This is a genomic window from Acerihabitans arboris, assembly GCF_010131535.1.
Lineage (GTDB): Bacteria > Pseudomonadota > Gammaproteobacteria > Enterobacterales > Enterobacteriaceae > Acerihabitans > Acerihabitans arboris.
On record NZ_WUBS01000016.1, the window covers coordinates 111470 to 134960 of the forward strand.

General features: G+C 57.0%; 23 protein-coding genes. 10 read left to right on the top strand and 13 right to left on the bottom strand.

Translation table 11 applies throughout. The annotated features are described in order from the left end of the window. Positions 1–17: 17 nt before the first annotated feature. A complete protein-coding gene (locus GRH90_RS20705; RefSeq protein ID WP_162367865.1) occupies positions 18–914 on the top strand; it encodes a PfkB family carbohydrate kinase in 897 nt (298 codons plus the stop codon). Positions 915–1017: 103 nt separating this feature from the next. Here GRH90_RS20705 and GRH90_RS20710 read toward each other — a convergent pair whose 3' ends face one another. After that, on the bottom strand, positions 1018–1989 hold the full coding sequence (locus GRH90_RS20710; protein WP_178113286.1) for an ABC transporter substrate-binding protein: 972 nt from the start codon (positions 1987–1989) through the stop codon (positions 1018–1020). A 417-nt stretch (positions 1990–2406) separates the two neighbouring features. Here GRH90_RS20710 and GRH90_RS20715 point away from each other — a divergent pair, with 417 nt between their 5' ends. The 5 genes from GRH90_RS20715 (at position 2407) to GRH90_RS20735 (ending at position 7908) form a co-directional block, all read left to right on the top strand. Then, a complete protein-coding gene (locus GRH90_RS20715; protein WP_162367866.1) occupies positions 2407–3426 on the top strand; it encodes a LacI family DNA-binding transcriptional regulator in 1020 nt (339 codons plus the stop codon). A 438-nt stretch (positions 3427–3864) separates the two neighbouring features. Then, on the top strand, positions 3865–4611 hold the full coding sequence (locus GRH90_RS20720) for an ATP-binding cassette domain-containing protein (RefSeq protein ID WP_162367911.1): 747 nt from the start codon (positions 3865–3867) through the stop codon (positions 4609–4611). A 21-nt stretch (positions 4612–4632) separates the two neighbouring features. After that, complete coding sequence (locus GRH90_RS20725; protein ID WP_162367912.1) at positions 4633–5631, top strand: ABC transporter permease; 999 nt, start codon at positions 4633–4635, stop codon at positions 5629–5631. Between the two features lie 5 nt (positions 5632–5636). Further along, positions 5637–6716, top strand: coding sequence for a phosphotriesterase family protein (locus tag GRH90_RS20730; protein WP_162367867.1), 1080 nt, complete (start codon positions 5637–5639; stop codon positions 6714–6716). Positions 6717–6765: 49 nt separating this feature from the next. Beyond that, positions 6766–7908 carry a M20 family metallopeptidase gene (locus GRH90_RS20735; protein ID WP_162367868.1) on the top strand — a complete coding sequence of 381 codons (1143 nt, stop codon included), beginning with the start codon at positions 6766–6768 and terminating at the stop codon, positions 7906–7908. 42 nt (positions 7909–7950) lie between these two features. On the opposite strand, the gene GRH90_RS20740 is transcribed toward GRH90_RS20735, so the two are convergent. The 5 genes from GRH90_RS20740 to dnaB form a co-directional block, all read right to left on the bottom strand. Beyond that, positions 7951–8304 carry an MmcQ/YjbR family DNA-binding protein gene (locus GRH90_RS20740; protein WP_162367869.1) on the bottom strand — a complete coding sequence of 118 codons (354 nt, stop codon included), beginning with the start codon at positions 8302–8304 and terminating at the stop codon, positions 7951–7953. A 2-nt stretch (positions 8305–8306) separates the two neighbouring features. Next, a complete protein-coding gene (locus tag GRH90_RS20745; protein WP_162367870.1) occupies positions 8307–8723 on the bottom strand; it encodes a secondary thiamine-phosphate synthase enzyme YjbQ in 417 nt (138 codons plus the stop codon). 179 nt (positions 8724–8902) lie between these two features. Then, entirely contained in the window at positions 8903–10093 is a 1191-nt protein-coding gene (locus GRH90_RS20750; RefSeq protein ID WP_162367871.1) for an amino acid aminotransferase, read from the bottom strand. 87 nt (positions 10094–10180) lie between these two features. Beyond that, complete coding sequence (gene alr / locus GRH90_RS20755; RefSeq protein WP_162367872.1) at positions 10181–11302, bottom strand: alanine racemase; 1122 nt, start codon at positions 11300–11302, stop codon at positions 10181–10183. Between the two features lie 17 nt (positions 11303–11319). Further along, entirely contained in the window at positions 11320–12726 is a 1407-nt protein-coding gene (gene dnaB / locus GRH90_RS20760; RefSeq protein ID WP_162367873.1) for a replicative DNA helicase, read from the bottom strand. Positions 12727–12876: 150 nt separating this feature from the next. On the opposite strand from dnaB, the gene GRH90_RS20765 reads away from it, so the two are divergent. Continuing rightward, entirely contained in the window at positions 12877–13860 is a 984-nt protein-coding gene (locus tag GRH90_RS20765) for a quinone oxidoreductase (protein WP_162367874.1), read from the top strand. Between the two features lie 376 nt (positions 13861–14236). Here GRH90_RS20765 and pspG read toward each other — a convergent pair whose 3' ends face one another. After that, complete coding sequence (gene pspG, locus GRH90_RS20770; RefSeq protein WP_162367875.1) at positions 14237–14455, bottom strand: envelope stress response protein PspG; 219 nt, start codon at positions 14453–14455, stop codon at positions 14237–14239. 241 nt (positions 14456–14696) lie between these two features. Further along, positions 14697–15737 carry a tRNA dihydrouridine(20/20a) synthase DusA gene (gene dusA / locus GRH90_RS20775; protein ID WP_162367876.1) on the bottom strand — a complete coding sequence of 347 codons (1041 nt, stop codon included), beginning with the start codon at positions 15735–15737 and terminating at the stop codon, positions 14697–14699. 400 nt (positions 15738–16137) lie between these two features. Here dusA and rcsA point away from each other — a divergent pair, with 400 nt between their 5' ends. Together rcsA and zur are read left to right on the top strand one after the other, a co-directional pair. After that, entirely contained in the window at positions 16138–16797 is a 660-nt protein-coding gene (gene rcsA, locus GRH90_RS20780; protein WP_162367877.1) for a transcriptional regulator RcsA, read from the top strand. Positions 16798–16943: 146 nt separating this feature from the next. Continuing rightward, positions 16944–17453, top strand: a complete 510-nt coding sequence (gene zur, locus GRH90_RS20785) for a zinc uptake transcriptional repressor Zur (protein ID WP_162367878.1) — start codon at positions 16944–16946, stop codon at positions 17451–17453. A 119-nt stretch (positions 17454–17572) separates the two neighbouring features. On the opposite strand, the gene GRH90_RS20790 is transcribed toward zur, so the two are convergent. From GRH90_RS20790 to GRH90_RS20800, 3 genes are all read right to left on the bottom strand, one after another. Further along, positions 17573–17782, bottom strand: a complete 210-nt coding sequence (locus GRH90_RS20790; RefSeq protein ID WP_162367879.1) for a CsbD family protein — start codon at positions 17780–17782, stop codon at positions 17573–17575. A gap of 400 nt (positions 17783–18182) precedes the next feature. After that, on the bottom strand, positions 18183–18791 hold the full coding sequence (gene lexA / locus GRH90_RS20795) for a transcriptional repressor LexA (RefSeq protein WP_162367880.1): 609 nt from the start codon (positions 18789–18791) through the stop codon (positions 18183–18185). Between the two features lie 120 nt (positions 18792–18911). After that, a complete protein-coding gene (locus GRH90_RS20800; protein ID WP_162367881.1) occupies positions 18912–19280 on the bottom strand; it encodes a diacylglycerol kinase in 369 nt (122 codons plus the stop codon). 125 nt (positions 19281–19405) lie between these two features. On the opposite strand from GRH90_RS20800, the gene plsB reads away from it, so the two are divergent. After that, a complete protein-coding gene (gene plsB, locus GRH90_RS20805) occupies positions 19406–21865 on the top strand; it encodes a glycerol-3-phosphate 1-O-acyltransferase PlsB (protein ID WP_162367882.1) in 2460 nt (819 codons plus the stop codon). Between the two features lie 49 nt (positions 21866–21914). On the opposite strand, the gene ubiA is transcribed toward plsB, so the two are convergent. Further along, complete coding sequence (gene ubiA / locus GRH90_RS20810) at positions 21915–22778, bottom strand: 4-hydroxybenzoate octaprenyltransferase (RefSeq protein ID WP_218586272.1); 864 nt, start codon at positions 22776–22778, stop codon at positions 21915–21917. Between the two features lie 55 nt (positions 22779–22833). After that, entirely contained in the window at positions 22834–23343 is a 510-nt protein-coding gene (gene ubiC, locus GRH90_RS20815) for a chorismate lyase (RefSeq protein ID WP_162367884.1), read from the bottom strand. Positions 23344–23491 lie beyond the last annotated feature (148 nt).

Genomic DNA, 23491 nt, shown 5'->3' on the forward strand with positions numbered 1-23491 from the left:
CTTCTAAGGAATAAGTTATGCACGTCTATGTCGTGGGTAATATGGGCGTCGACCAGACCTATCTGATTGATGAATTGCCTGAAAAAGGCGCATCGATTCACGGCCACAAAATATCGCAGGATCTGGGCGGAAAAGGCGCCAACCAGGCCGTAATATTGGCCCGTTGTGGTGTAAAAACCACCCTGATCGCCGCGCGCGGCAATGACCATCAGGGAGACTGGTGCCGCGATAAATTAACTCATGAACCATTGACGTTATTTCCAGCCGATCCGTTGGACTGCGCGACGGATACGTCGATTATTTTGAACAGCGCCGACGGTGATAACGTCAATATTACCACCACCACCGCCGCCGACACGTTATCGCTGCGGCACATTACCGCCGTATTGGCCGACGCCCGGCCGGGGGATGTTGTATTGCAGCAGGGCAATTTCTCCTTTGACAAAACCCGCGCTATTTTTGAGTATGCCCGCGGCCGCCGGTTATATACGGTATTTAACCCCTCCCCGGTCCAGTCCGAATTCGCCGGGCTCTGGCCGCTTATCGATCTGGTGGTACTGAACAGCGTCGAAGCCCGGTTGCTTGGCGCGGACCTGCAAACGGCAGATGCCGCGCGGCACCTGCTGGCCGGCGGCATCGGCGCGCTGGTCGTCACCCTCGGCGCCGACGGCGCGCTATTGTTCCAGGGCGCAAGGCAACTGCGGGCCGAAGCCGCGCCGTGCCGGGTGGTGGATACCACCGGCGCGGGCGATACCTTCCTGGCGGTGATGCTGGCATCCGCGCTGCTGCGCGGCCTGCCGGTGGACGAAACCGCCTTACGGCATGCCGGCGCCGCGGCCGCGATCACCATCGGGCGCAGCGGCACGCTTAACGCCTTTCCCACCCGCGCCGAACTGAGCGCCATCCTGGCCTGATCGGGCGGGCTAATCCGGCCCCGCCGGGGCCGGGATGCCTGGCAAACCAGGAAGACCCATCCCCCGTAATGCATCGTAGCGTTCATCGGCGGCCCGAGCGGGTTTATTTAAACAGCGGCCGATAGGTATCGACATTGGCCTTGGTCACCACCTCGGCCGGCACCAAAATGGTTTTTTCCACGCTTTTGCCGGCGGTAACCGCATTCAATGCCTTCAAGGCTTCCGAGCCCATTTTCCGCGGATCCTGCTGCAACACCGCCGCCACGTAACCCTGATCGATACCGGTAATCGCCTGGGCGGTCAGGTCCCAGCCGAAGACCTTGATATCGCCCTGGCGTCCCTGGTTGACCACCGCGGCCATGGCGCCCAGCAGCGCCGGTTCGCCGGTGGCATAAATCGCGGTCATATCCGGATTGCCGGTGATCAGGTTTTCCGCCGCGGTCAGCGCGTCATCCTGGATATTGCGTCCGTCCACCACATCGGCGACGTTGATGCCCGGATTCACTTTTATCGCATCCTCAAAGCCTTTCTGGCGGGCATTCTGGATGGCTGAATTCAGGGCGCCGACGATGCCGATCTTCGCTTTGCCGCCCATATTTTTCTGAACATAATCGGTAAAATAATCACCGAGGATCTTGCCGCCTTTGACATTATCCACGCCTACCTGGGACTTATGCGGGCCATCCGGCAGCACCGCGTCGATGGCGATCACCGGTATATGGGCGTCCGCCGCTTCCTTGATGGCCGGCATAATGCCATTGACATCGATAGCGTCAACCAGAATGCCTTTTACACCCTGTTGAATATAGTTTTCGATGGCGTCATTCTGCGCGACCGGGTTATCGTTGGCATTAAATATAACCAATGATTTGCCGCTCTCTTTCGCCGCTTCCTGCGCCCCTTTATTCATCAGGTTAAAGAATAACGCCTGCTGATTAATTTGTACCAGCGCATAGGTAGGCGGCGCGTCCTTGGCCATCGCCCCGGAGGTTAAAACCCCGCCGACCAAAAGCGCCGCGGCGCTCAGCGAGCAGGCCAAAGTACGGATGAATCGTGTGCTGGCGTGAAATGACATAATGGTGTCCTCGTCGGAAATAATACGCTACAGGCATGATGAGAAATCTAAAGCGTTAGCCGCTTTACGCATCAGGGATTATTTTTTGGCGGGACAAATATCGGATAGCGCGAAAGAACATTCCAAGGCGAAAATAGGTCTCGCCAAGTTCTGTCATATCGTCACTGCTGAACTCCCTTCCATAACCTGTCCATGTAGGTTATTTAGCGGACGGAGCCGACAGGCTTGGGAATAATTCCCGGTTACTCTTTGGTGCAGGTAAACTGTTAATTACAATTAATCGCCGCCGTTTTTTTGTCAAGCGCTAATTTGATTATCGGCGCGCAGAATCGCGCCCGGAAAAGGTAAAAAAGGCTATAAACCACTGACCTAAATGTGTTAACAATATCTCTGGGTTCGCTGATGGCGGTGGGATGGATGGTTAAAAAAAGGGTCATACTTGCGGATGTCGCCAACCTGGCGGGCCTGTCCAAGGCTACTGTCTCGCGCTACCTGAATAACAGCATCGTCCTGCCGCAGGCCACGGTCAAGCGCATCGAGGATGCCATCGCCAGCCTGGACTACCGGGCCAACAGCCTGGCCCGCCGCCTGAGCAAAGGCGGCAGCGAAACCATCGGACTGGTGCTGCCGGATATCACCAACCCGTTTTTTGCCGAGCTGGCCGATGCGGCGGAAGAAGCGGCCTCCGAACATCACTACAGCCTGGTGCTGTGCATTACCCGCAATAATCCCGACAAGGAGTGTCAGTTTATCCGCTGGCTGGACACCTGCCAGGTGGACGGCCTGCTGTTCACCACCAACCGGCCCGATAACGGCCTGCTGCGCGAAGAAATCGCCGGTCATCAGCGTATCGTGCTGATTGACGAGGATATTCCGGGCAGCGCGGTGCCGAAGGTATTTGTCGACAACGTGCAGGGCGGCATATTGGCCACCCAGCATTTGCTTGACGCCGGGCACCGGCGTATCGCTTTTGTCGGCGGACCGGACGCCCTGATGAGCGTGCGTGAACGCCATGAAGGATTCAGGCTGGCAATGGCGCGCGCCGGTTTGACCTGCCCGCCGGAATGGGTGTTGTATGGCGATTACAGCCGCGAGTTCGGCCAGGCCGCCCTGCACCGGCTGCTGGCGCTGCCTGACGCCCCGAGCGCGGTGTTCGCCGCCAGCGATTACCTGGTGCTGGGCCTGCTCGACGGCCTGCGGCAACGGGGCGAAAGCGCTCCCGACGCATTGTCGCTGGTCGGTTTCGATGACGCCAGCTACGCCGAGCTGATAACCCCGCGCCTGTCCACCATTCGCCAGCCCGCCCGATTGCTGGGCCGTACCGCCATCGAAATCATGATGAAGCTGCTCGGCGGCGGCCAGGCGTTCGAACAGATCACCCGCATCCCGGTGGAATGGATTGGCCGCGACTCGGTAAAACGCTATCCGCCGGTGTGACATTTTTGCACCATCGCGGCACAGGCCTGCACAATCATGCGGCACGGCGCGGCAATCAGTTCCGGACCCGGCCGCCCGGCTAACGGCGGGATCGTTAACCGCGGAATTTTTTTATTTCATTAAAAAACAGCCAATTGCATAAACAATCCGGCAACATTTTTCCCCACGTCCATTCACGATGGCATGAAAGCTGCTTGATGGGATTCGGCGATACAAATATCCATAAGCGACGATGTCTTGCGAGTGGAGCGGCAACGGGTGATTTTTCGTCGTTTTGGTAAACCGGTTTACAAAGGAATTGTTAACCGGAAACGATGGGTTATTTTACCGCTGCCGGCATAACGGCCCGCCGGGCCGTTATGCCCCCCTTCGTATTTGTTAACCAGATTGGAGGTTAATCAGATGGCTGTAACTCAGAGGGTGCCACCCCGGGTGGAGATGGTGGATATCACCAAAACCTACGGATCCATACGTTCGCTGCGCGGCGTCAACCTCAAGCTGGCGCCCGGCGAGGTGCTGGGGCTGGTCGGCGATAACGGCGCGGGCAAATCCACGCTGACCAAGATTTTATCCGGCGCGGTGGTCCCCTCCAGCGGCGCCATCCGCATCGACGGCAGCGAGCAGCGTTTCGCCACCCCGGCCGATGCCCGCCGTTGCCATATCGAGATGGTCTACCAGGACCTGTCGTTATGCGACACGGTGGATGTGGCCGGCAATTTATTTATGGGCCGCGAGCCGCAGACGCGTTTATTGGGCATGCCCTTCCTGGATGAAAAACGGATGCATGCCGAGGCGCGGGAGATGCTGCAGGGGCTGGGCATTTCCATTCCCGATACCCGCCTGCTGGTGCGCAACCTGTCCGGCGGGCAACGGCAGGCCATCGCCATTGCCCGCGCGGCCGCGTTTGAGCCCAAGGTGCTGATCATGGATGAGCCGACCGCCGCCCTGGCCGTGGCGGAAGTGGAGGCGGTGCTGGCGTTAATCAAACGCGTCAGCGCCCGTGGGGTCAGCGTCATCCTGATCACCCATCGCTTACAGGATCTGTTCCTGGTTTGCGATCGCATCATGGTGATGTATGAGGGCACCAATGTCGCCGAACGACGGGTGGCCGACACCAGCCTGTCGGATATCGTCAACCTGATCGTCGGCGAAAAGTTCGAGGCGCACTCCGCCCGCGCCCATTAACGGGGATCCCGCATGAGTATGATGAATATGTCCAGTACCCGAATGATCCGGCACTCCTTGCCCAGGCGCATCCTGCACAACCACTCCGGCGTGGTCAGCATCGCGCTGTTTTGCCTGTTCTGCTGCATGGTGTTCGCGCTGATTACCGACAACTTCCTCAGTGGCCCCAACTGGCTGAATATTATTCGCCAAAGCGCGCCGCTGCTGATTGTCGCCACCGCCATGACGCTGGTGATCACCACCGGCGGCATCGACCTGTCGGTCGGCTCCACGCTGGCCCTGGTCGGCGCGCTGTCCGCCATTGCCCTGAACAACTGGGGACTGCCCTGGCCGGTGGTGTTGCTGGGCGGCCTGCTGCTCGGCGGGCTGATAGGCGCGCTCAATGGTTATTTTATCGCCTATGAAGGCATCCCGGCCTTTATCGTCACCCTGGCGACGCTTGCGGTGGTGCGCGGCGTGGCGCTGCTGATTACCCAGGGTTATTCCATTCCCATCCCGGCCGATAGCCCCTTTACCCTGCTGGGGCGGGCCTGGGTGATAGGATTGCCTTTGCCTGCCATCCTGGGCGTGCTGGCGCTGCTCGGCGGGCATATTTTACTTAACCAGACCCGCTTCGGCCGCTATGTCACCGCCATCGGCTCCAATACCGAAGGGGTGCGCCGCGCCGGGGTCAATACCCGTGCCGTCACTCTCTGGGTCTATGTGCTGAGCGGCATGAGCGCCGCGCTGGCGGGGATGATAATCACCGCCCGCCTGGGCAGCGGCTCATCCAACCAGGGCGAGGGGTTTGAACTACAGGTTATCGCCGCGGTGGTGCTCGGCAGCACCAGCCTGTTCGGCGGGTTCGGCACCATTATCGGCACCCTGCTGGGCGCGCTGTCCATTGCGGTGATCCAAAACGGCTTGATCCTATCGCATATCTCGCCGTTTTATACCCAAATTGCCACCGGCACCATTATCCTGCTGGCGATTTGGCTCAATACCCGTATTTTCAACCCGGCGCGGCCGACCAAAGGATAGACGCGATGCAGAACTCTATTTTCCGCCACCCCGATCCGCTGCCGCTCGGCGTCGCCAGCGGTTATGCGATGACGGTGCTCGGGCCGCTGCCGGTGGCGCAAATGGGCGTGACCCTGATGCATGAGCATATTTTGCTGGACGCTTCCGGCAAATGGGTGCCGCCCTGCTGCTGCAGCGAACGTCACCTGGCCGAAATGCCGGTACGCATGGAAAACCTCGGCGAGCTGGCGCTTAACCCTCTGTCCAGCCGCGATAACTGCCGGCTGTTCGACCCGGACCTGGCGGTGGAAGAGCTGATGAAGTTCCGCGCGCTCGGCGGCGAGACCGTGGTCGACCCCACCAATATCGGCATCGGCCGCGATCCGCTGGCGTTGCAGCGCATCTCGCGCCTCACCGGCCTGAATATCGTCATGGGCACCGGCTTTTACCTGGAGCCCTCACATCCGGCGTACGTGAAGACCCGTTCGGTGGAGCAACTGACGGAACAGCTTATCCATGACGTCGGCGGCGCTGAAGAGAAACCAATGGTCATCGCCGGCCTTATCGGCGAAATCGGCGTGTCCGCCGCCTTTACCCCGGATGAGGAAAAGTCACTGCGAGCGGCCGGACGCGCCAGCGCCGCCACCGGCGTGCCGATGGAAATCCATCTGCCGGGCTGGGAGCGCCATGGTCACCGGGTGCTGGATATCCTGGAACACGAAGGCGCTGATTTACGCCATGTCGTGCTGTGCCATATGAACCCCAGCTTTGCCGATAAAACCTATCAGCGCGACCTGGCGCGGCGCGGCGCGTTCCTGGAATACGATATGATCGGCATGGGTTACTATTATGCCGACGAAGCCGCGCAGTCCCCGTCGGACGAAGAAAACGCCCGCGCCATCCGGGAGCTTATAGATGACGGGTTTATCCGGCAGGTGCTATTGTCCCAGGACGTATTCCTGAAAACCATGCTGACCCGCTATGGCGGCCATGGTTATGGTTATATCCTGAAGCATTTCGTGCCGCGCCTGCGGCGCCACGGCGTTAGCGGCGAGCAGTTGGAAACCCTGATGATCGATAACCCGAGGCGCGTCTTTACGCGCTGAATGTCGCCAAGGGATAGCCCTTCAATGACGCATAACCCCGGACCAGGCCATGAACCCGAACGATGAAGTGATTTCGCTGACCCGCGCCCTGCTGCGTTTTGATACCATCAATCCGCCCGGCGACGAATCCTTGTGCATGGCGTTCCTGGCGGACTACCTGCAACAGCACGGCTTTAGCATCCATCTGCAGCGCTTCGGCGAGCGGCGGTTTAACCTGGTGGCGCGCCTGGCGGGCCGGCGCGCGTACGATAAACCGCTGGCGTTCACCGGCCATGTGGATACCGTGCCGCTAGGCAACGCGGACTGGCGGTTTGACGCCTTTGCCGGTGAAATCAGCGACGGCAGGCTGTACGGCCGCGGCGCAAGCGATATGAAAGCGGCCATCGCGGCCTTTATCGTCGCCTGCCGCCAGCAACATGAGGCCATTACGTCCGGATCGGGAGTGGTATTGGTGCTGACCGGCGGCGAGGAGACCGGCTGTGACGGCGCCCGGGCGCTGATCAACGAAACGCGCGACTATCTGCCGGCGGTAGGCGCGCTTATCGTTGGCGAACCCACCGCCAATTATCCGGTCATCGGCCATAAGGGCGCCCTGTGGCTGCGCTGCGAAACGCGCGGCAAAACCGCCCACGGCGCCATGCCGGAACTGGGCATCAACGCTATTTACCTGGCCGCCGAGGCGATAGGCAAGATCCGTTATTTCGAGCCGGGCGCGCCGCATCCGTTGATGAAACAGCCGACCCTGAATGTCGGCACCATCAGCGGCGGGCTGAATATCAACTCGGTGCCGGACCGCAGCTGGTTCGACGTGGATATCCGCACCGCGCCCAACCTGCGCCACGAAGAGATCCGGCAACGGCTGACCACCCTGATGGGCGATACCGTGACGGTCACCACGCTGGTGGATCTGCCCTCGATATTGTCCGAACCCCACAACGGCTGGATTCGCCGGGTATTCGAACGCTGCGCGCCGCTGCATGACGCGCCGCTGCAACCGCGCGTGGTGCCGTATTTTACCGATGCCTCGCTGTTGCTTGAAGCGCTTGGCGCGCCGCCGTGCATTATCCTGGGCCCCGGCGAGCCGGCAATGGCGCATCAAACCGACGAATATTGCGCGGTGGATAAACTTCTGCAGGCCGTGACGCTGTATGGCGACCTGATCAGCGACTGGGGAAGGCGTGGCGCGGCTTAGCCAACCAGGCGCCGGCATCCCAAGCGGGCGGCGATCGCCCGGTCAGATATTCAGTTCCTGGCGCAACGAGTCCGGCAGGGTGTCCACCGCCAGTTGCCAGGAGGCGTCGACCAGGTAATAAAACTGCGAATCCGGAATATCCCCGTCCAGGAATAGCGTGTTCCAATGGGTTTTGTTCAGCAGGCCGCAAGGGACGATGGCGTGATACTCCGACCGCAGCGATTCCGCCATTTTCGGACTGCTTTTTAAGGAAATCACCGGCTTGCCATCCATTTCATGGGTCATGGCGAACATCACCTCCCCGACCTTGATCTGGTTGGCCTGCCATTCTTGCCGCAGGCTTTGTTGAGCGCCCGGTTTATCCATGCAATAGGCAAGAAATGTCGATTGATCCATGTTTACTCCCCTTGAAGGGTAGCGATAATATGGCGTTCGCCTCCCCGGTTACGATGTTCACCCAGCCAAATGCCCTGCCAGGTCCCCAATAACAATTTACCCCGGCCGACGGGGATCAACAGTGACGCACCCAGTAAAGACGATTTAATGTGCGCCGGCATATCATCCAACCCCTCGTAGTCATGCTCATAAGGGGCCTCTTCCGGGACATGGCGTAAAAAATGGGTTTCCATATCGGCCCGGACGCTGGGGTCGCAGTTTTCATTCAGCGTCAGCGACGCCGAGGTATGCTGCAGCAATAGATGCAGCAGTCCGGTAGTAATCTCCGCCAGGGGGGTCAGTTGGCCGGCGATGTCGTCGGTCACCAGATGAAACCCGCGCGGGCGGGCTTTGAGAACCAGGGTTTGTCGATACCACATAGCGATGCTCCTCTCATTAAGCTTAAGTATAGCAGCGGGGGCACCGGGGCAAACCGGGCTGAAACAGCGTAAACGCTGGGGGATCAACAGAGGGAACCGAGAGGAAAATAGCGGGCGTCGAAAGCCCGTCGCCGGCAAAGCCGGCGCGGACCTGTATTATGCGGCCCGATCCACGCGGATTACAGCGCGGCGATCGCCCGCGCCACCCGCTGGACATTATCGGTATTCAGGCCGGCCAGGCACATCCGGCCGCTGCCGATAAGATAGACGCCGAACTCATCGCGTAGCCGGTCAACCTGCCGCGGGCTCAGCCCGGTGTAGCTGAACATACCGCGCTGCCGCAGCAGATAATCAAAATTACGCGCGGGCAGCGCGACTTTCAGCGCATCCACCAGGTCATGGCGCATCTGCAGGATACGCGAGCGCATGGCTGAGACTTCCTGGCGCCACAGCGCGTACAGCGCCGGATCGTTAAGCACCTTCGCCACCACCTGCGCGCCGTAGTTAGGCGGGCTGGAATAGTTACGCCGCACGGTGGACGTCAACTGCCCCAGCACCCGATCGGCTTCCCCGGCGCTGGCGCAGACCACGGACAAGGTTCCCACCCGCTCGGCGTAGAGCGAGAAAATTTTCGAGAACGACTGGCTTACCAGGCAAGGCAATCCCAGCCGCGCCATTTCGCGCACCGCATAGGCATCCTCTTCCAGTCCCTCGCCAAAGCCCTGGTAGGCAATATCGAGGAACGGGATGAGTTCACGCTCCGCCGCCACGCGGATGACATGGTCCCATTGCCCGCGGGTGAGATCGGAGCCGGTGGGATTATGGCAGCAGGGGTGCAGCAGCACGATGCTTTGGGGCGGCAGCTGTCCCAGGCATTCCAGCATGGCGCTGAAATTGACCGCCAGCTTTTCGCCGTCAAAATAGGGATAACGATTGACCTTAAAACCGGCGCCGGAAAAAATGGCCACATGGTTTTCCCAGGTCGGGTCGCTGACCCAGACCTCGGATTGCGGGAAATAGTCCCTGAGGAAATCCGCGCCAATCCTTAACCCGCCCGAACCGCCCACCGTCTGGATGGTGGCGATGCGCGCGGCCTGGCGCATCGGATGATGCTCGCCAAACAGTACCGACTGGCTGGCGGCGCGGTACGACGGCAGGCCCGCCATCGGCAGGTATGACGCCGCCTGCGTCGGGCTGACTTCAAGCATGGATTCAGCCCGCGCCACCGACTTCAGTTGCGGAATAATCGCCTGCTCATTGTAATACAGCCCGATGCTCAGGTTGACCTTATCCGGTCGCGCGTCCTGTTTGTAGGTTTCCATCAGCGACAGGATCGGATCCCCCGCGTAAGCGTCAACATTCTGGAACAAGGTGCAGCTCTCCTGGGTTGTCGGGTTGAAATATGAAACCCCGCCCTTACATTACCAAATAACGATAATCAGTTGTTATAAGCGCGATTAAAATTTACCGGATTCAGCCGATCCCCGGCCGGCGTCGCCACCGTCCACATATTCGCGCGTGACCCGCGAGGTGACTTTCGTTATCAGCTCATAGGCGCTGATGCCGCTGGCGGCGGCAATCCGCTCCACCGGCAGCGCCGGCCCCCAGAGTTCGACGCTGTCGCCGACCTGCTCATGGCCCGCCGGTCCCAAATCGACGGTTAACATATCCATCGAAACCCTTCCCGCCAACGGCACCTCGCGTCCATTGACCAGCACCGGCGTACCGCTCGGCGCTCCGCGGGGATAACCGTCGCCGTAGCCGAAGGCCACCACGCCGAGACGGGTATCACGGGGACTGACCCAGATGCCGCCATAACCACAGGCTTCGCCGGCGCGATGGTTGCGCACCGCAATCAGCGCGGAGGTCAAGGTCATCGCCGGGCGAAAGCCATACTCGACCGCCGTCCCGCTGCCGAGCGGCGACACGCCGTACAGCAGGATGCCGGGCCTGACCATATCGCGATGGGATTCAGGCCACAGCAGGATGCCGCCGGAGGCGGCAATGGACTGTTTGCCCGGCTTATCCTGCGCAAAGGCGTCAAAAAGGGTCAGTTGCCGGAGGGTGGCATCCAGTTCCGGCTCGTCGGCGCGGGCAAAGTGACTCATGACATTCACCGGCCCCGCGACATTCGGACAGGCCGCCAGCCGCGCGTAAAACGCGTCGGCCTGTGGCGGCTGGACCCCCAGGCGGTGCATACCGGTATCGAGCTTCATCCATACTTCGAGGGGCCGCGCCAGGGTGGCCTGTTCCAGCGCCTGCAACTCCTCGGGGCTGTGCACCGCGGTGGCGAGGCGGTATTCCGCCAGCAACGGCAGCTCATCGGCGCTGAAGAACCCTTCCAACAGCAAAATCGGCTTGGTAATGCCGCCTTTACGCAGCCTGAGCGCCTCGTCAAGGCGCGCAACGCCAAAATAATCGGCCTCATCCTGCACGGCGAACGCGGTTTCCAGCAGCCCATGACCATATGCCTGCGCTTTTACCACCGCCACCACGCGGCTATGCGGCGCCAACCGGCGAACCTGCCGCAGGTTATGGCGCAATGCATCGCGGTCAATAACGGCAATAGCCGTTTTCATTATCCTTGTCCTAATCGTTATTCATCATCATATTGCGGCCCGGCGTAACTATCGAACCGCGACCACTGCCCGTTAAAGGTCAGCCGCACCGTCCCGATGGGGCCGTTACGTTGCTTACCCAGAATGATTTCCGCGATACCTTTCATATCGCTGTTTTCGTGATAGACCTCGTCACGATAGATAAACATGATCAGGTCGGCATCCTGTTCGATGGAACCGGACTCACGCAGATCGGAGTTGATCGGCCGTTTATCGGCGCGCTGCTCAAGGCCGCGGTTAAGCTGGGACAGCGCCACCACCGGTACCTGCAATTCTTTTGCCAACGCTTTAAGCGAACGGGAAATTTCGGCGATTTCCAGGGTACGGTTTTCCGACAGCTGCGGCACGCGCATCAATTGCAGATAGTCGATCATGATCAGGCTCAGGCCGTCATGCTCGCGAAAAACGCGCCGGGCGCGGGAGCGCACGTCGGTGGGCGTCAGTCCCGAGGAGTCGTCGATATACATATTGCGCTTTTCCAGCAGGATGCCCATGGTGCTGGAAATGCGCGCCCAGTCCTCGTCATCCAGTTGACCGGTGCGGATACGCGTCTGGTCGACGCGGGATAGCGACGCCAGCATACGCATCATGATTTGTTCGCCGGGCATTTCCAGGCTGAAGATCAGCACCGGTTTATCCTCGGTCATGGCGGCGTTTTCACACAGGTTCATAGCGAAGGTGGTTTTACCCATCGACGGACGCGCCGCGATAATAATCAGATCGGATTTTTGCAGGCCGGCGGTTTTTTTATCCAGGTCCGAATAGCCGCTGGAAACACCGGTAACGCCGTCGTGGGGTTTTTGGTACAACTGCTCGATGCGCGCCACGGTATCTTCCAGGATGCGGTCGATGCTCTTGGGACCTTCATCCTTGCTGGCGCGGTTTTCGGCAATCTGGAATACCCGGGATTCCGCCAGGTCGAGTAAATCTTCGCTGCTGCGTCCCTGGGGATCGTAACCGGCGTCGGCGATTTCGTGGGCGACGGCGATCATTTCGCGCACCACCGCCCGTTCACGCACGATATCGGCGTAGGCCGAGATGTTCGCCGCGCTGGGGGTGTTTTTGGATAATTCCGCCAGGTAGGCAAACCCGCCCACCGAATCCAGGGAGCCTTTCTGCTCCAGCGACTCGGAGAGGGTGATCAGATCGATGGGCTTGTTCAACTCCAGCAGGCGCTGCATTTCCCCAAATATCAGCCGATGGGGGCGATTGAAAAAGTCCTTGGCGGTGACGCGTTCCGCGACATTATCCCAACGTTCATTATCCAGCATTAATCCACCCAATACCGACTGTTCCGCTTCCAGCGAATGGGGAGGAAGTTTCAGACCCTCGACCTGGCGGTCACGGGAGAAGTTTGTTTTGGCGGCTGTTTTTTTTTCTGACATGTAATAATGACTTTGCCTGATAGATGAGACATTGGGTAAAAACGCATTGTAGCGTTGATTGTCGCCAAATCCTATGTGGCTTTGCAAACCCGTGTTAAGAGCTTATGGTTAAATAAAGGGTACACAACATTGTTCAAGCGAGGAACATACATGGCCAAGCATATTCAATTTGCCGCCAACGGCGGACCGGAAGTGATGGAATACCTGGATTTCACCCCGATGGATCCGGCTGCGGGCGAGGTGCAGGTCGAGAATAAAGCCATAGGCATCAATTACATTGATACCTATGTGCGCAGCGGATTATATCCGACACCGGCCAAGCCGTCGGGCCTCGGCACCGAGGCCGCCGGCGTTATTACCAAGGTGGGGTCCGGCGTCTCCGGCCTGAAGGCGGGCGATCGCGTGGTATATGCGCAATCCCCCTTGGGCGCCTATAGCGAGGTGCATAATGTGCCGGAGAAAAATATTGCCGTCCTGCCGGATGCCATCTCGTTTGAGCAGGCCGCCGCGTCATTTTTGAAAGGCCTGACGGTCTTTTACCTGCTGCGCCAGACCTATGAGATCAAACCGAACGAAATCTTCCTGTTTCACGCCGCCGCCGGCGGCGTCGGCCGCATTGCCTGCCAGTGGGCCAAAGCGCTGGGCGCCAAGATGATCGGTACCGTCGGCTCGGCGGAAAAAGCCGCCCTGGCGCAAGACGCCGGCGCCTGGGAAATCATTAACTACCGCGAGGAAAACGTGCCGGAACGGGTCGCGGCGCTGACCGGCGGCAAAATGGTCAGCGTGGTGTATGACTCGGTGGGTAGAAGTACCTGGGAAGCCTCGCTCGACAGCCTGCGCCGGCGCGGCCTGATGGTCAGCTTCGGCAACTCGTCCGGCCCGGTGACCGGCGTTAACCTGGCGCTCCTGAACCAAAAAGGCTCGCTATACGTTACCCGCCCCTCGCTTAACGGTTATGTTACCAATCGCGAGGAGCTTAAATTTGCCAGCAACGAACTGTTCTCGATGATTGCCAGCGGCGCGATTAAAATCGCGGTGCCGGAGCAACAAAAATATCCGCTGGCCGAGGCGCGGCGGGCGCATCAGGCGCTGGAAGCGCGGCAAACCAACGGCTCGTCGCTGCTTATCCCCTGAGGACAGCCTCACCGCGGGTAACGCGGGCTGCCATGTGAAGTCCGACCGGGTGCGGCTTGCACATAAAAAAAACGGGCTTCTGTAGGAAGCCCGTCAGGGGGATTGCTTTGTGAAGTAATTGAACGCGTTGATTTTGGAATTATTATATTGGTAGGTACAGCAGATGAATCATCGGAAGATGCCGCTTTTGCCGCTATTATTTCCGATGAACTTGTTGGATCCACAGTAACGGGCGCTATCGTATCAGCAGCCATAACGAAAAAATATGTTTAATAACCGTCTTGTCTAAGCAATGATTAAAGCTGTGATCGGCAGCACGTTAATGACGATAAAACTGCGCCGGGTATTAGCGGTCGCGGCCGCTGTTTACCGGCGGTTAATAACGGCGCAGTTGAGGACGTTTTACCGCCCGCCATACCCATACCACCACGACTGCCAGCAACAGCCACGGCAGCAGTTTAAACGCCATCACGAATAAACCGGCAAACATCATGGCAACGGTCCCCACGACCAGCGCGGCAAGCACACCCAGGATCGAAATCCCGGTCAGCAATAGCATCATGAAAAACCCGATGACGAAGAAAATCTCTAACATGGCTGGCTCCTGGTTAACGGGGGAATGCCGTCGTTTTTCAGCTTCTCGTTTCTCTTTCAAGCAAGCGGATACGAGAAAGATATTTCAAGAAACATGCCAGTTTTTACTGCTGGCAACCCGTTGTTAAACAGACTTATTTATTGACGCCGCCACAATCAGGAAGGTTATTTTCGCCATAATCTGGTCAATTTCATCAACGACCCCGGCGCTGTTGTTGCCGGGGGGACCTTATGCGACATTCTCAGGAAGCCGCGGGGGAATAAGCCGGGCGGCGGGAAAGTTTGGCTAACGCCTGGCGGACTACGTCGACGCCGGCGCCGGGTTTATGGGCATTCTCGCTAAGATAACGCCGCCATTGTCGCGCGCCGGGAACGCCCTGGAACAACCCGAGCATGTGACGGGTAATGTGGCCGAGGTAGGTGCCTTGCGACAATTCACGTTCGATATAAGGAAGCATGGCTTCCACCACCGCCTCCATATCGGCATGGGGATCGGCGGCGCCAAACAGCCGGCTGTCGACACGAGATAACATTCCGGGATTCTGATACGCTTCGCGTCCAATCATCACGCCGTTCAGGTAGTCCAGATGCCGTTCCGCTTCATCCAATGTCCTTATGCCGCCGTTAATGGCAAGCGTAAGAGAAGGGAAATCGCGCTTAAGCTGGTAGACACGTTCATAATCCAGCGGCGGTATTTCGCGGTTTTCCTTCGGGCTTAACCCCGACAGCCAGGCCTTGCGCGCATGGATAATGAAAGTGTCGCAGCCGCCACGCTCAGCCACGGCCTGGATAAATTCGCACAGGAATTCATAGCTGTCCCGTTCGTCAATGCCGATGCGGGTTTTTACCGTTATTGGAATCGACACCGCTGAGCGCATTGCGGCGATGCAGTCCGCCACGCGCTCGCGCTCCGCCATCAGGCAGGCGCCAAAGCGGCCGTTTTGCACCCGATCGGACGGGCAGCCGACGTTAAGATTAATTTCATCATAACCGCGCAGCTCAGCCATCCGGGCGCATTGCGCCAATGCATCCGGCTCGCTGCCGCCTAATTGCAGCGCCAGGGGATGTTCGGCTTCGTTATAGGCCAGGTAGTCTCCTTTGCCGTGCAGCAACGCGCCGGTGGTCACCATTTCGGTATACAGCAGGGTATGACGTGTCAGCAGACGCAGGAAATAGCGGCAGTGGCGATCGGTCCAGTCAAGCATCGGCGCGACGGAAAAGCGCTGGGCGGAGAACGATGTCGCCGCTACTGGATGGGTCTTGGCATCGGCTGAAAGCGTCATAAGGTCATCTGCAGGCATAGAGTTGGTTCAATAAATGTGGATGATTATCCCGCTATTGTATCACAGAAAATCCCTGGGCCGAGGCGCGGCCTAAGGCTATTGATTAAACGTGTTAATGTTTGATTTACGCGGTAAATTCACCACTGTTTATTTTACGTTAGGAGATGGGGGGAGGCGGTGAGGGGAAGGATCATTTTATCCCAAATAACATTTATTACGTCCCAATACATTCTCAAGTGATTTACAAAGTGATCATAATCCTTTATCACATAATCTTAATGCATATTTAATCAGCTAAATTGACTCAAGGTTGGACGATGATTAAGCACAACAAGCGGTGAAATGTATCTTTTATATCCTTTGATTTTCATTATTATCCGAACCCGCTATTTATCATTGGATGAATTTAATTGCAGATATCATTATCATTATGACAGTATTTATTCTTGATCCATGCAACTATACTAAATGCGCGCTTAAAAGCTCCTTATCCTCAAGCGGTATCAAAGGGGCGATTCGCGATGTTGATAATGTTAACAGCTTGCGGCTGAAATGCCAAAAAACCAACCCTTCCATCATTTTCATAAACCAAAATTGTTTTCAATATCAAGATGATGGAGTCAACCTGAAATCAATCATCGACGAGCAGCCATTAACGCTTTTTTTTATCTTTATTGGTAATGAAAATATAAAATTCCATGATTTCGTGCCCATAAGGGACAATGTGGTTATTTTATCTAAATTTACAAAAATCAGTACTATGTTAATGATAATCCGCTACTTTATGGACACAAAGGCGTGGAAAAAAGAAAATTCCCCCATCGGATTCCCGCCATTGCGCTTTAGCAAAACCGAAGTAGAAATTTTAACAATGTGGATGTCGGGTTATGACACCATGTATATCTGTACTCATTTACGCATTAAAGAAAAAACGCTCTCATCCCATAAAATAAATATCAAACGAAAGACCAAGGCCAGCAATAAGCAGGTGATTTATCATTTGATCTCGATTGCCAATCGCGTCACGGACAATCTCAATATCCACTATCCCGTTTGCTGAATACCGTTAAGCCGTGCACGGGCGCCGACGTGGCGGTCAACCCTACCCCTTCAGATGTCACTAACGGGTTAAAATGCGTCCTGACATTCGGCGTTTTTTCACCTTCATGGTAAGATGGACCGTGATATCAGCTGCGGGGAGTTTTTATGAATACAACCGATCGGGCTCAAATGCTCAGCCAGGCTGAACAATTGTGCGAACAACGTAATGTGCGCCTGACGCCGCAGCGATTGGAAGTGTTGCGCCTGATGACACAGCAAGTCGGGGCGATCAGCGCCTACGACCTGCTTGATTTGTTGAGAAAAACCGAACCCCAGGCCAAGCCGCCGACGATTTACCGCGCGTTGGATTTCCTTCTGGAACAAGGGTTTATTCATCGCGTTGAATCGACCAACAGCTTTGTATTATGCCACCATTTCGAGCAACCCAGCCATACCTCCGCCTTTTTTATCTGCGATCGCTGCGGGCAGGTCACCGAACAATCGACCGAGGGCATTGAGGAGATTTTGCAAAAGATGGCGCAGGCAACCGGATTTACCATGCGTCATAATGTCGTTGAGGCCCATGGTTTCTGCACATTGTGCGCGGAAGTACAAGCCTGTGATAATCCGCAGGGCTGTGGGCACGATCATACGATGACAATAAAAAAACGCTGAATCGGCGGGTAAGGGTCAAAAGAGGGGTGGGTCAAAATCAGGTGGTACGTCCTTGTACCTTTGGGTAGGAACACTTTTCAAGAAATAACCTGCACACAAGTAATTTCTTATATAAATCATTACCAACGATATTTATTACGTGTTTCCCAATCCTTTACTTCGGTTTCGGCTGCTTCTTTACCGTAACCGTACCGTTCCTGGATTTTGCCGATCAGCTGTTCGCGTTTGCCTTCAACCACGGTCAGGTCGTCGTCGGTCAACTTGCCCCATTGTTCCTTCATTTTACCTTTAAACTGTTTCCAATTACCGCTGGCTTCGTCTTTGTTCATCGGAGTTCTCCTTGGTTATCGGTTTATCAGTCAACTTTTTTTCGTTCCAGGTTCCTGTATACATGATTCTTTTAATCCAGGAACTTGGTATGACATAAGCTAACCGTATGAATAAAGTATAGCAGGGGATTTGGCAGAAGGTTTAATCAGCAGAAGATTAGACCATATAGACAGGGTTATTCACGCCGGACGGTATATAAATTGAAGTAAAACAGCGGGTAGAAGGCAGGTGGCTTAATAACGCCAAGTGTAACAAAACATGAACTGGAGCTACCTCAAAGGATTAACCTGAACATTTTTACGTTGCGGTACGCCCGCCGCGCTATGGCTATAGCGGCATGGCATACCGGCATGGCATACCGGTATAGTACCAACCGCCGGCTTAACGGCCCGCGCGGGCCTAAATCCAGTTACCGTTGCGGATAACGCCTACCGCCAGACCTTCAATGGACAGTTCCTGTTCGCGCAGGTCGATGATGATAGGCGAGAACTCGCTGTTTTCCGGCAGCAATTCAACGATGTTGCCATGTCTTTTCAGGCGTTTAACCGTCACCTCATCATTAATGCGCGCGACAACCACCTGGCCGTTATGGGCGTCCTGGGTTTTATGCACCGCCAGCAGGTCGCCGTCCATGATGCCGATATCCTTCATGGACATGCCGCTGACACGCAGCAGGAAATCCGCATGGGGCTTAAAGAGATCGGGATCTATTTGATAATGGCTTTCAATGTGCTGTTCCGCCAGCAGGGGCTCGCCCGCGGCTACACGGCCTATCAGCGGCAGGCCGGTCTCTTCTTCTATCAACAAGCGGATGCCGCGCGAGGCGCCGGAAACAATTTCGATGGCGCCCTTGCGTGCCAGCGCCTTCAGGTGTTCCTCAGCGGCGTTGGGGGATTTAAACCCCAGACGATGCGCGATCTCCGCCCGGGTCGGCGGCATACCGGTTTGCGAAATATGATCGCGGATAAGGTCAAAAACCTCTTGTTGTCTGGCGGTTAATGCTTTCATTCCGTCCCCTGTTTGTTTATACAGTCTTTCTGTGAGTATATACAGGTCCGTAGCAATTGAAAACCACAAGCGTAGCAAAACGTAATAAAACCTCGGCAACATCCGGCCATGGCAAACATGTTAAGGAATATGCCGCCATAACAACGTGCCCCAGACAAACAGGGCCAGCACGATGGCCAGGGTAACCGCCGCCGAGCCCAGATCCTTCGCCCGTCCCGAAAGCGGATGCCGCTCGGGCCCGATACGGTCCACCACGGCCTCGATAGCGCTGTTGATGATTTCAACGATAAGCACCAGCCACACTGAACCGATTAACAATATCCGCGCCACCGGGCTTGGCTCGAGATAACAGGCTAAAACAATCGCGACCACGGCGACTACCGCTTCCTGGCGAAAAGCGGCCTCATGACGCCACGCGGCGCGATATCCCTTGATTGAATATCCCATGGCGTTATAAATGCGACGAAGCCCGTTGGTTTGGTTTGACATAATTTTGTGCACTAGAGGAAAATTGCGCCCATATTACCGTTTCTTCGCGTTCGCATCACCACAGATCTGTCGCGCGGTTTCTGGTATTCTTGTGGCGCAATGCTAACAAGAGGCTTTACACCGATATGTCAGGTTGGCGTACTATTTATTATACGTTGTTGGATTTACCGCTCAAGCTACTGGTGAGAAGTAAAGCTATTCCCGCCAATCCCCGGCAAGAAGCCGGTTTGGATCCGCTGCGGCCGATGATGTATGTCCTACCCTATAACTCCAAGGCGGACCTGCTCACCCTACGCGCGCAATGTCTGCAACTGGGGTTGGCCGATCCTTTGATACCGCTGGATATCGATGGCGTTATCTTGCCGCGTTATGTCTTTATCCACGATGGTCCGCGCGTCTTTCGCTACTTCTCCGAAAAGCTGGAATCTGTAAAGCTGTTTCACGATTATCTGGATTTACATCGCAATAATCCGCAGCTTGATGTCCAGATGGTGCCGGTCTCCATCATGTTCGGCCGTTCACCCGGCCGGGAAGCGCAGCAAAACCAGCCGGCGCCGCAGCTGCGCCTCCTGAACGGTTTCCAGAAATTCATTGCGGTCCTGTGGTTGGGCCGGGATAGCTTTGTACGCTTTTCCCGGCCGCTATCCATGCGCTATATGGCGACCGAACATGGCACCGACAAAACCATCGCCCAAAAGCTGGCCCGCGTCGCCATGATCCATTTTGCCCGCCAGCGTCTGGTGGCGGTAGGGCCGCGCTTGCCGGTGCGCCAGGATTTATTCAATAAGCTGCTGGCGTCCAAGGCGATTGAAAAAGCCGTGGAGGATGAAGCCCGTACAAAAAAAATCTCGGCGGAAAAAGCGCAGCAAAATGCCATTGCGCTGATGGAGGAGATCGCGGCGGACTTCTCTTATGAAGCCGTGCGCATATCGGATCGGGTATTAAGCTGGACCTGGAACCGTCTTTACCAGGGCCTGCACGTGCGCAACGCCGAACGCGTACGCCAACTGGCCGAGGACGGGCATGAAATTGTCTACGTGCCCTGCCACCGCAGCCATATGGACTATCTGCTGCTGTCCTATGTGCTTTATCACCAGGGCCTGGTGCCGCCGCATATCGCCGCCGGCATCAACCTGAACTTTTGGCCGGCGGGCCCGATTTTCCGTCGCCTCGGCGCATTTTTTATCCGGCGCACGTTTAAAGGCAATAAGCTTTACTCCACCATATTCCGTGAATACCTGGGTGAATTATTTACCCGGGGTTATTCGGTTGAGTATTTCATGGAAGGGGGACGCTCGCGCACCGGACGCCTGCTCGATCCCAAGACCGGCACGCTGACCATGACCATCCAGGCGATGCTGCGCGGCGGCAACCGGCCGATTACGCTGGTGCCCATTTACGTGGGTTATGAACATGTCATGGAAGTGGCCACCTACGCCAAGGAACTGCGCGGCGCCACCAAGGAGAAAGAGGGATTCGTGCAAATGGTGCGTGGATTACGTAAATTACGTAACCTGGGCCAGGGCTACGTGAATTTTGGCGAGCCGCTGTCGTTAAGCACCTATCTCAGCCAGCAGGTGCCGGACTGGCGCGACTCCATCGATCCTATCGAAGCCCAGCGCCCCGCCTGGCTGGCGCCGGCGGTGGATGATATCGCCGCCAAAATCATGGTGCGGATCAATAACGCCGCGGCGGCAAATGCCATCAACCTCTGTTCCACGGTGCTGCTGGCCTCCCGTCAACGCTCGTTGACCCGCGAACAACTGCTGCAACAGCTTACCTGCTATCTGGAGCTGATGCGCAACGTGCCCTACGCCGGTGATGTCACGGTGCCGGATACGACGGCGCAGGACCTGCTGGAACATGCACTGGCGATGAATAAATTCAGCGTCGAGCAGGACACCATTGGCGATATTATTTATCTTTCCCGCGAGCAGGCGGTGTTGATGACCTATTACCGCAATAATATCCAGCATCTGTTTATCCTGCCTGCGCTGGTGGCCAGTATCGTCATCGGCCATCCCGGCATCAATCGCGAGCAGCTGTCGTACCGTATCGACCTGCTTTATCCCTTGATGAAAGCCGAGCTGTTCATGCGCTATGAAAAACCGCAGCTCGGTCCGGTCATCGAATCGCTTATCGAAGAACTGGCGCGCCAGGATTTGGTTGTCGAGCGGGAGCGGCGGTTGTTTTTTAACCCGACGCGGGCATTTACCCTGCAACTGCTGGCGGCCGGCGTGCGCGAGACCTTGCAACGCTATGCCATTACCTTCTCGCTGCTGCGCTTTAATCCCCGGATAAATCGCGGCGCGTTGGAGAAGGAGAGCCGGATCATGGCCCAGCGTCTCTCGGTGCTGCATGGGATTAATGCGCCGGAATTCTTCGACAAGGCGGTATTCTCCACCCTGGTGGCGACCCTGCGCGATGAAGGTTATATCAGCGATGCCGGCGATGCCATTAGTGAGCAGGTCAATGAGATGAGCGAGATTCTCGGCGAGCTGATGACGCCGGAGGTACAGCTGACCATTAACAGCGCCAGCCTGCTGGCCGTAGCGCCGGAAAACGATCCCTCCCCCGCGCTATGATATCAACGGCGGGCGGATGCTTGCGCACCGCCCGTTTTCACCCGCAGGCCTATAGACGACCCTGGCCGAAAAAGCACAGCGCAATGCCGATAAAAATCACCAGGCCCACCAGGTTATTATTTAAAAAAGCTTTGAAACAGGCGTCCCGATCCCGCTGCGCGATCAGTTTCTGCTGGTAGGCAAACAAAACGCCCGCCACCGCCAGGGATGCATAAAACATCACGCCCAGCCCCTCCAGCCTGCCCAGGTAAATTAGCAGCAGCAGCGTCGCCGCCTGCAGCAAAGCGATAATCAGTTTGTCATAGCGTCCGAAAAGAATAGCGGTGGACTTGACGCCGATACGGATATCGTCATCGCGATCCACCATGGCATATTGCGTATCGTAAGCCACCGTCCATAGGATATTGGCGGCAAACAGCAGCCAACAGGACAGAGGTAAGGACTCACTGACCGCCGCATACCCCATGGGGATTGACCAGCCGAACGCCGCGCCCAGCACCAGCTGCGGCAGATGGGTCACCCGCTTCATAAACGGGTACACCCAGGCCAGCACCAGCCCCGCCACGGATAACGCAATGGTCATGGTGTTCAGTGTCAGGACCAGTCCGAATGACACCGCCACCAGAATAACAAACAGGATCTTGGCTTCTTTTTCGCTGATAAGCCCGCTGGGCAGCGGACGGGCGGCGGTGCGCTTGACCTGGCCGTCTATCTTACGGTCGGCAAAATCATTGACCACGCACCCCGCGGCGCGCATGAAAAATACTCCGAGTATAAACACCAGCAGCGTGCCTAAGGCGGGCGTGCCGCTGCCCGCCAGCCACAACGCCCACAGGGTCGGCCAAAGTAACAACAGAGAACCAATGGGTTTATCAATGCGCATCAGACGGCACCAGGCCTGCCATTTGCCCATTGTGGCGCTTTGTTCCACTTTTTTCTCCTTCACTTCATCATTTTTTGCACGGCGCTTAACAATACAGCGGAGCATCGGGTAAGAACAGTTCGGTCAGCAATAAGGGTTTACCATTCGGCCGCAGGCATGAACGACGCGCCCAGAGCCCTGCCGTTCGGCCGAGTTGGATAAAGTCACGCTCTGGCGCCCGATCCCGAAATAGCCAGCGTCCCAGGGGCATATCGCCAAGCGTGGTAAGCGCCCACTCCGCCCCGTCCATGGCATTTTCGGGCATCAGGGTACGGCCGGCCAGCCAGGGCCGGTCATCGCCGCACAATATGATTTCCCGCAGCCAATAACGTTCGCAGGGCGGCAGCAGCGCCACCTCGTCTTCTCCCAGCGCCTGGGCCGGGAAATAGCCTTCGCGGCCACGGCGGATACTGACCCGCTGACAATGACGTTCAAAACGCCGGGTCATCGAGCCCCGTTCCAACAGCCAGTCCGCCACGGCGGGCTCCGGCGGCGGGTCCAGGTCAGACAGCCAGGTAATAGATGCTAATAATGAGATATGAGGATCGCCCGTCATCCTGTTCCCCATCGTTTCAGGTGGCCAGAGCCGATATTGTAGCTCAGAACGACATTTTATTAACCTGCCGTTGCCGGAAGATTGCGCTTCATAAGGCGTTTTTACCGCACCGCCGTTCTCCCGGGGCGCCGCCGGCAAAAAAAAAGCC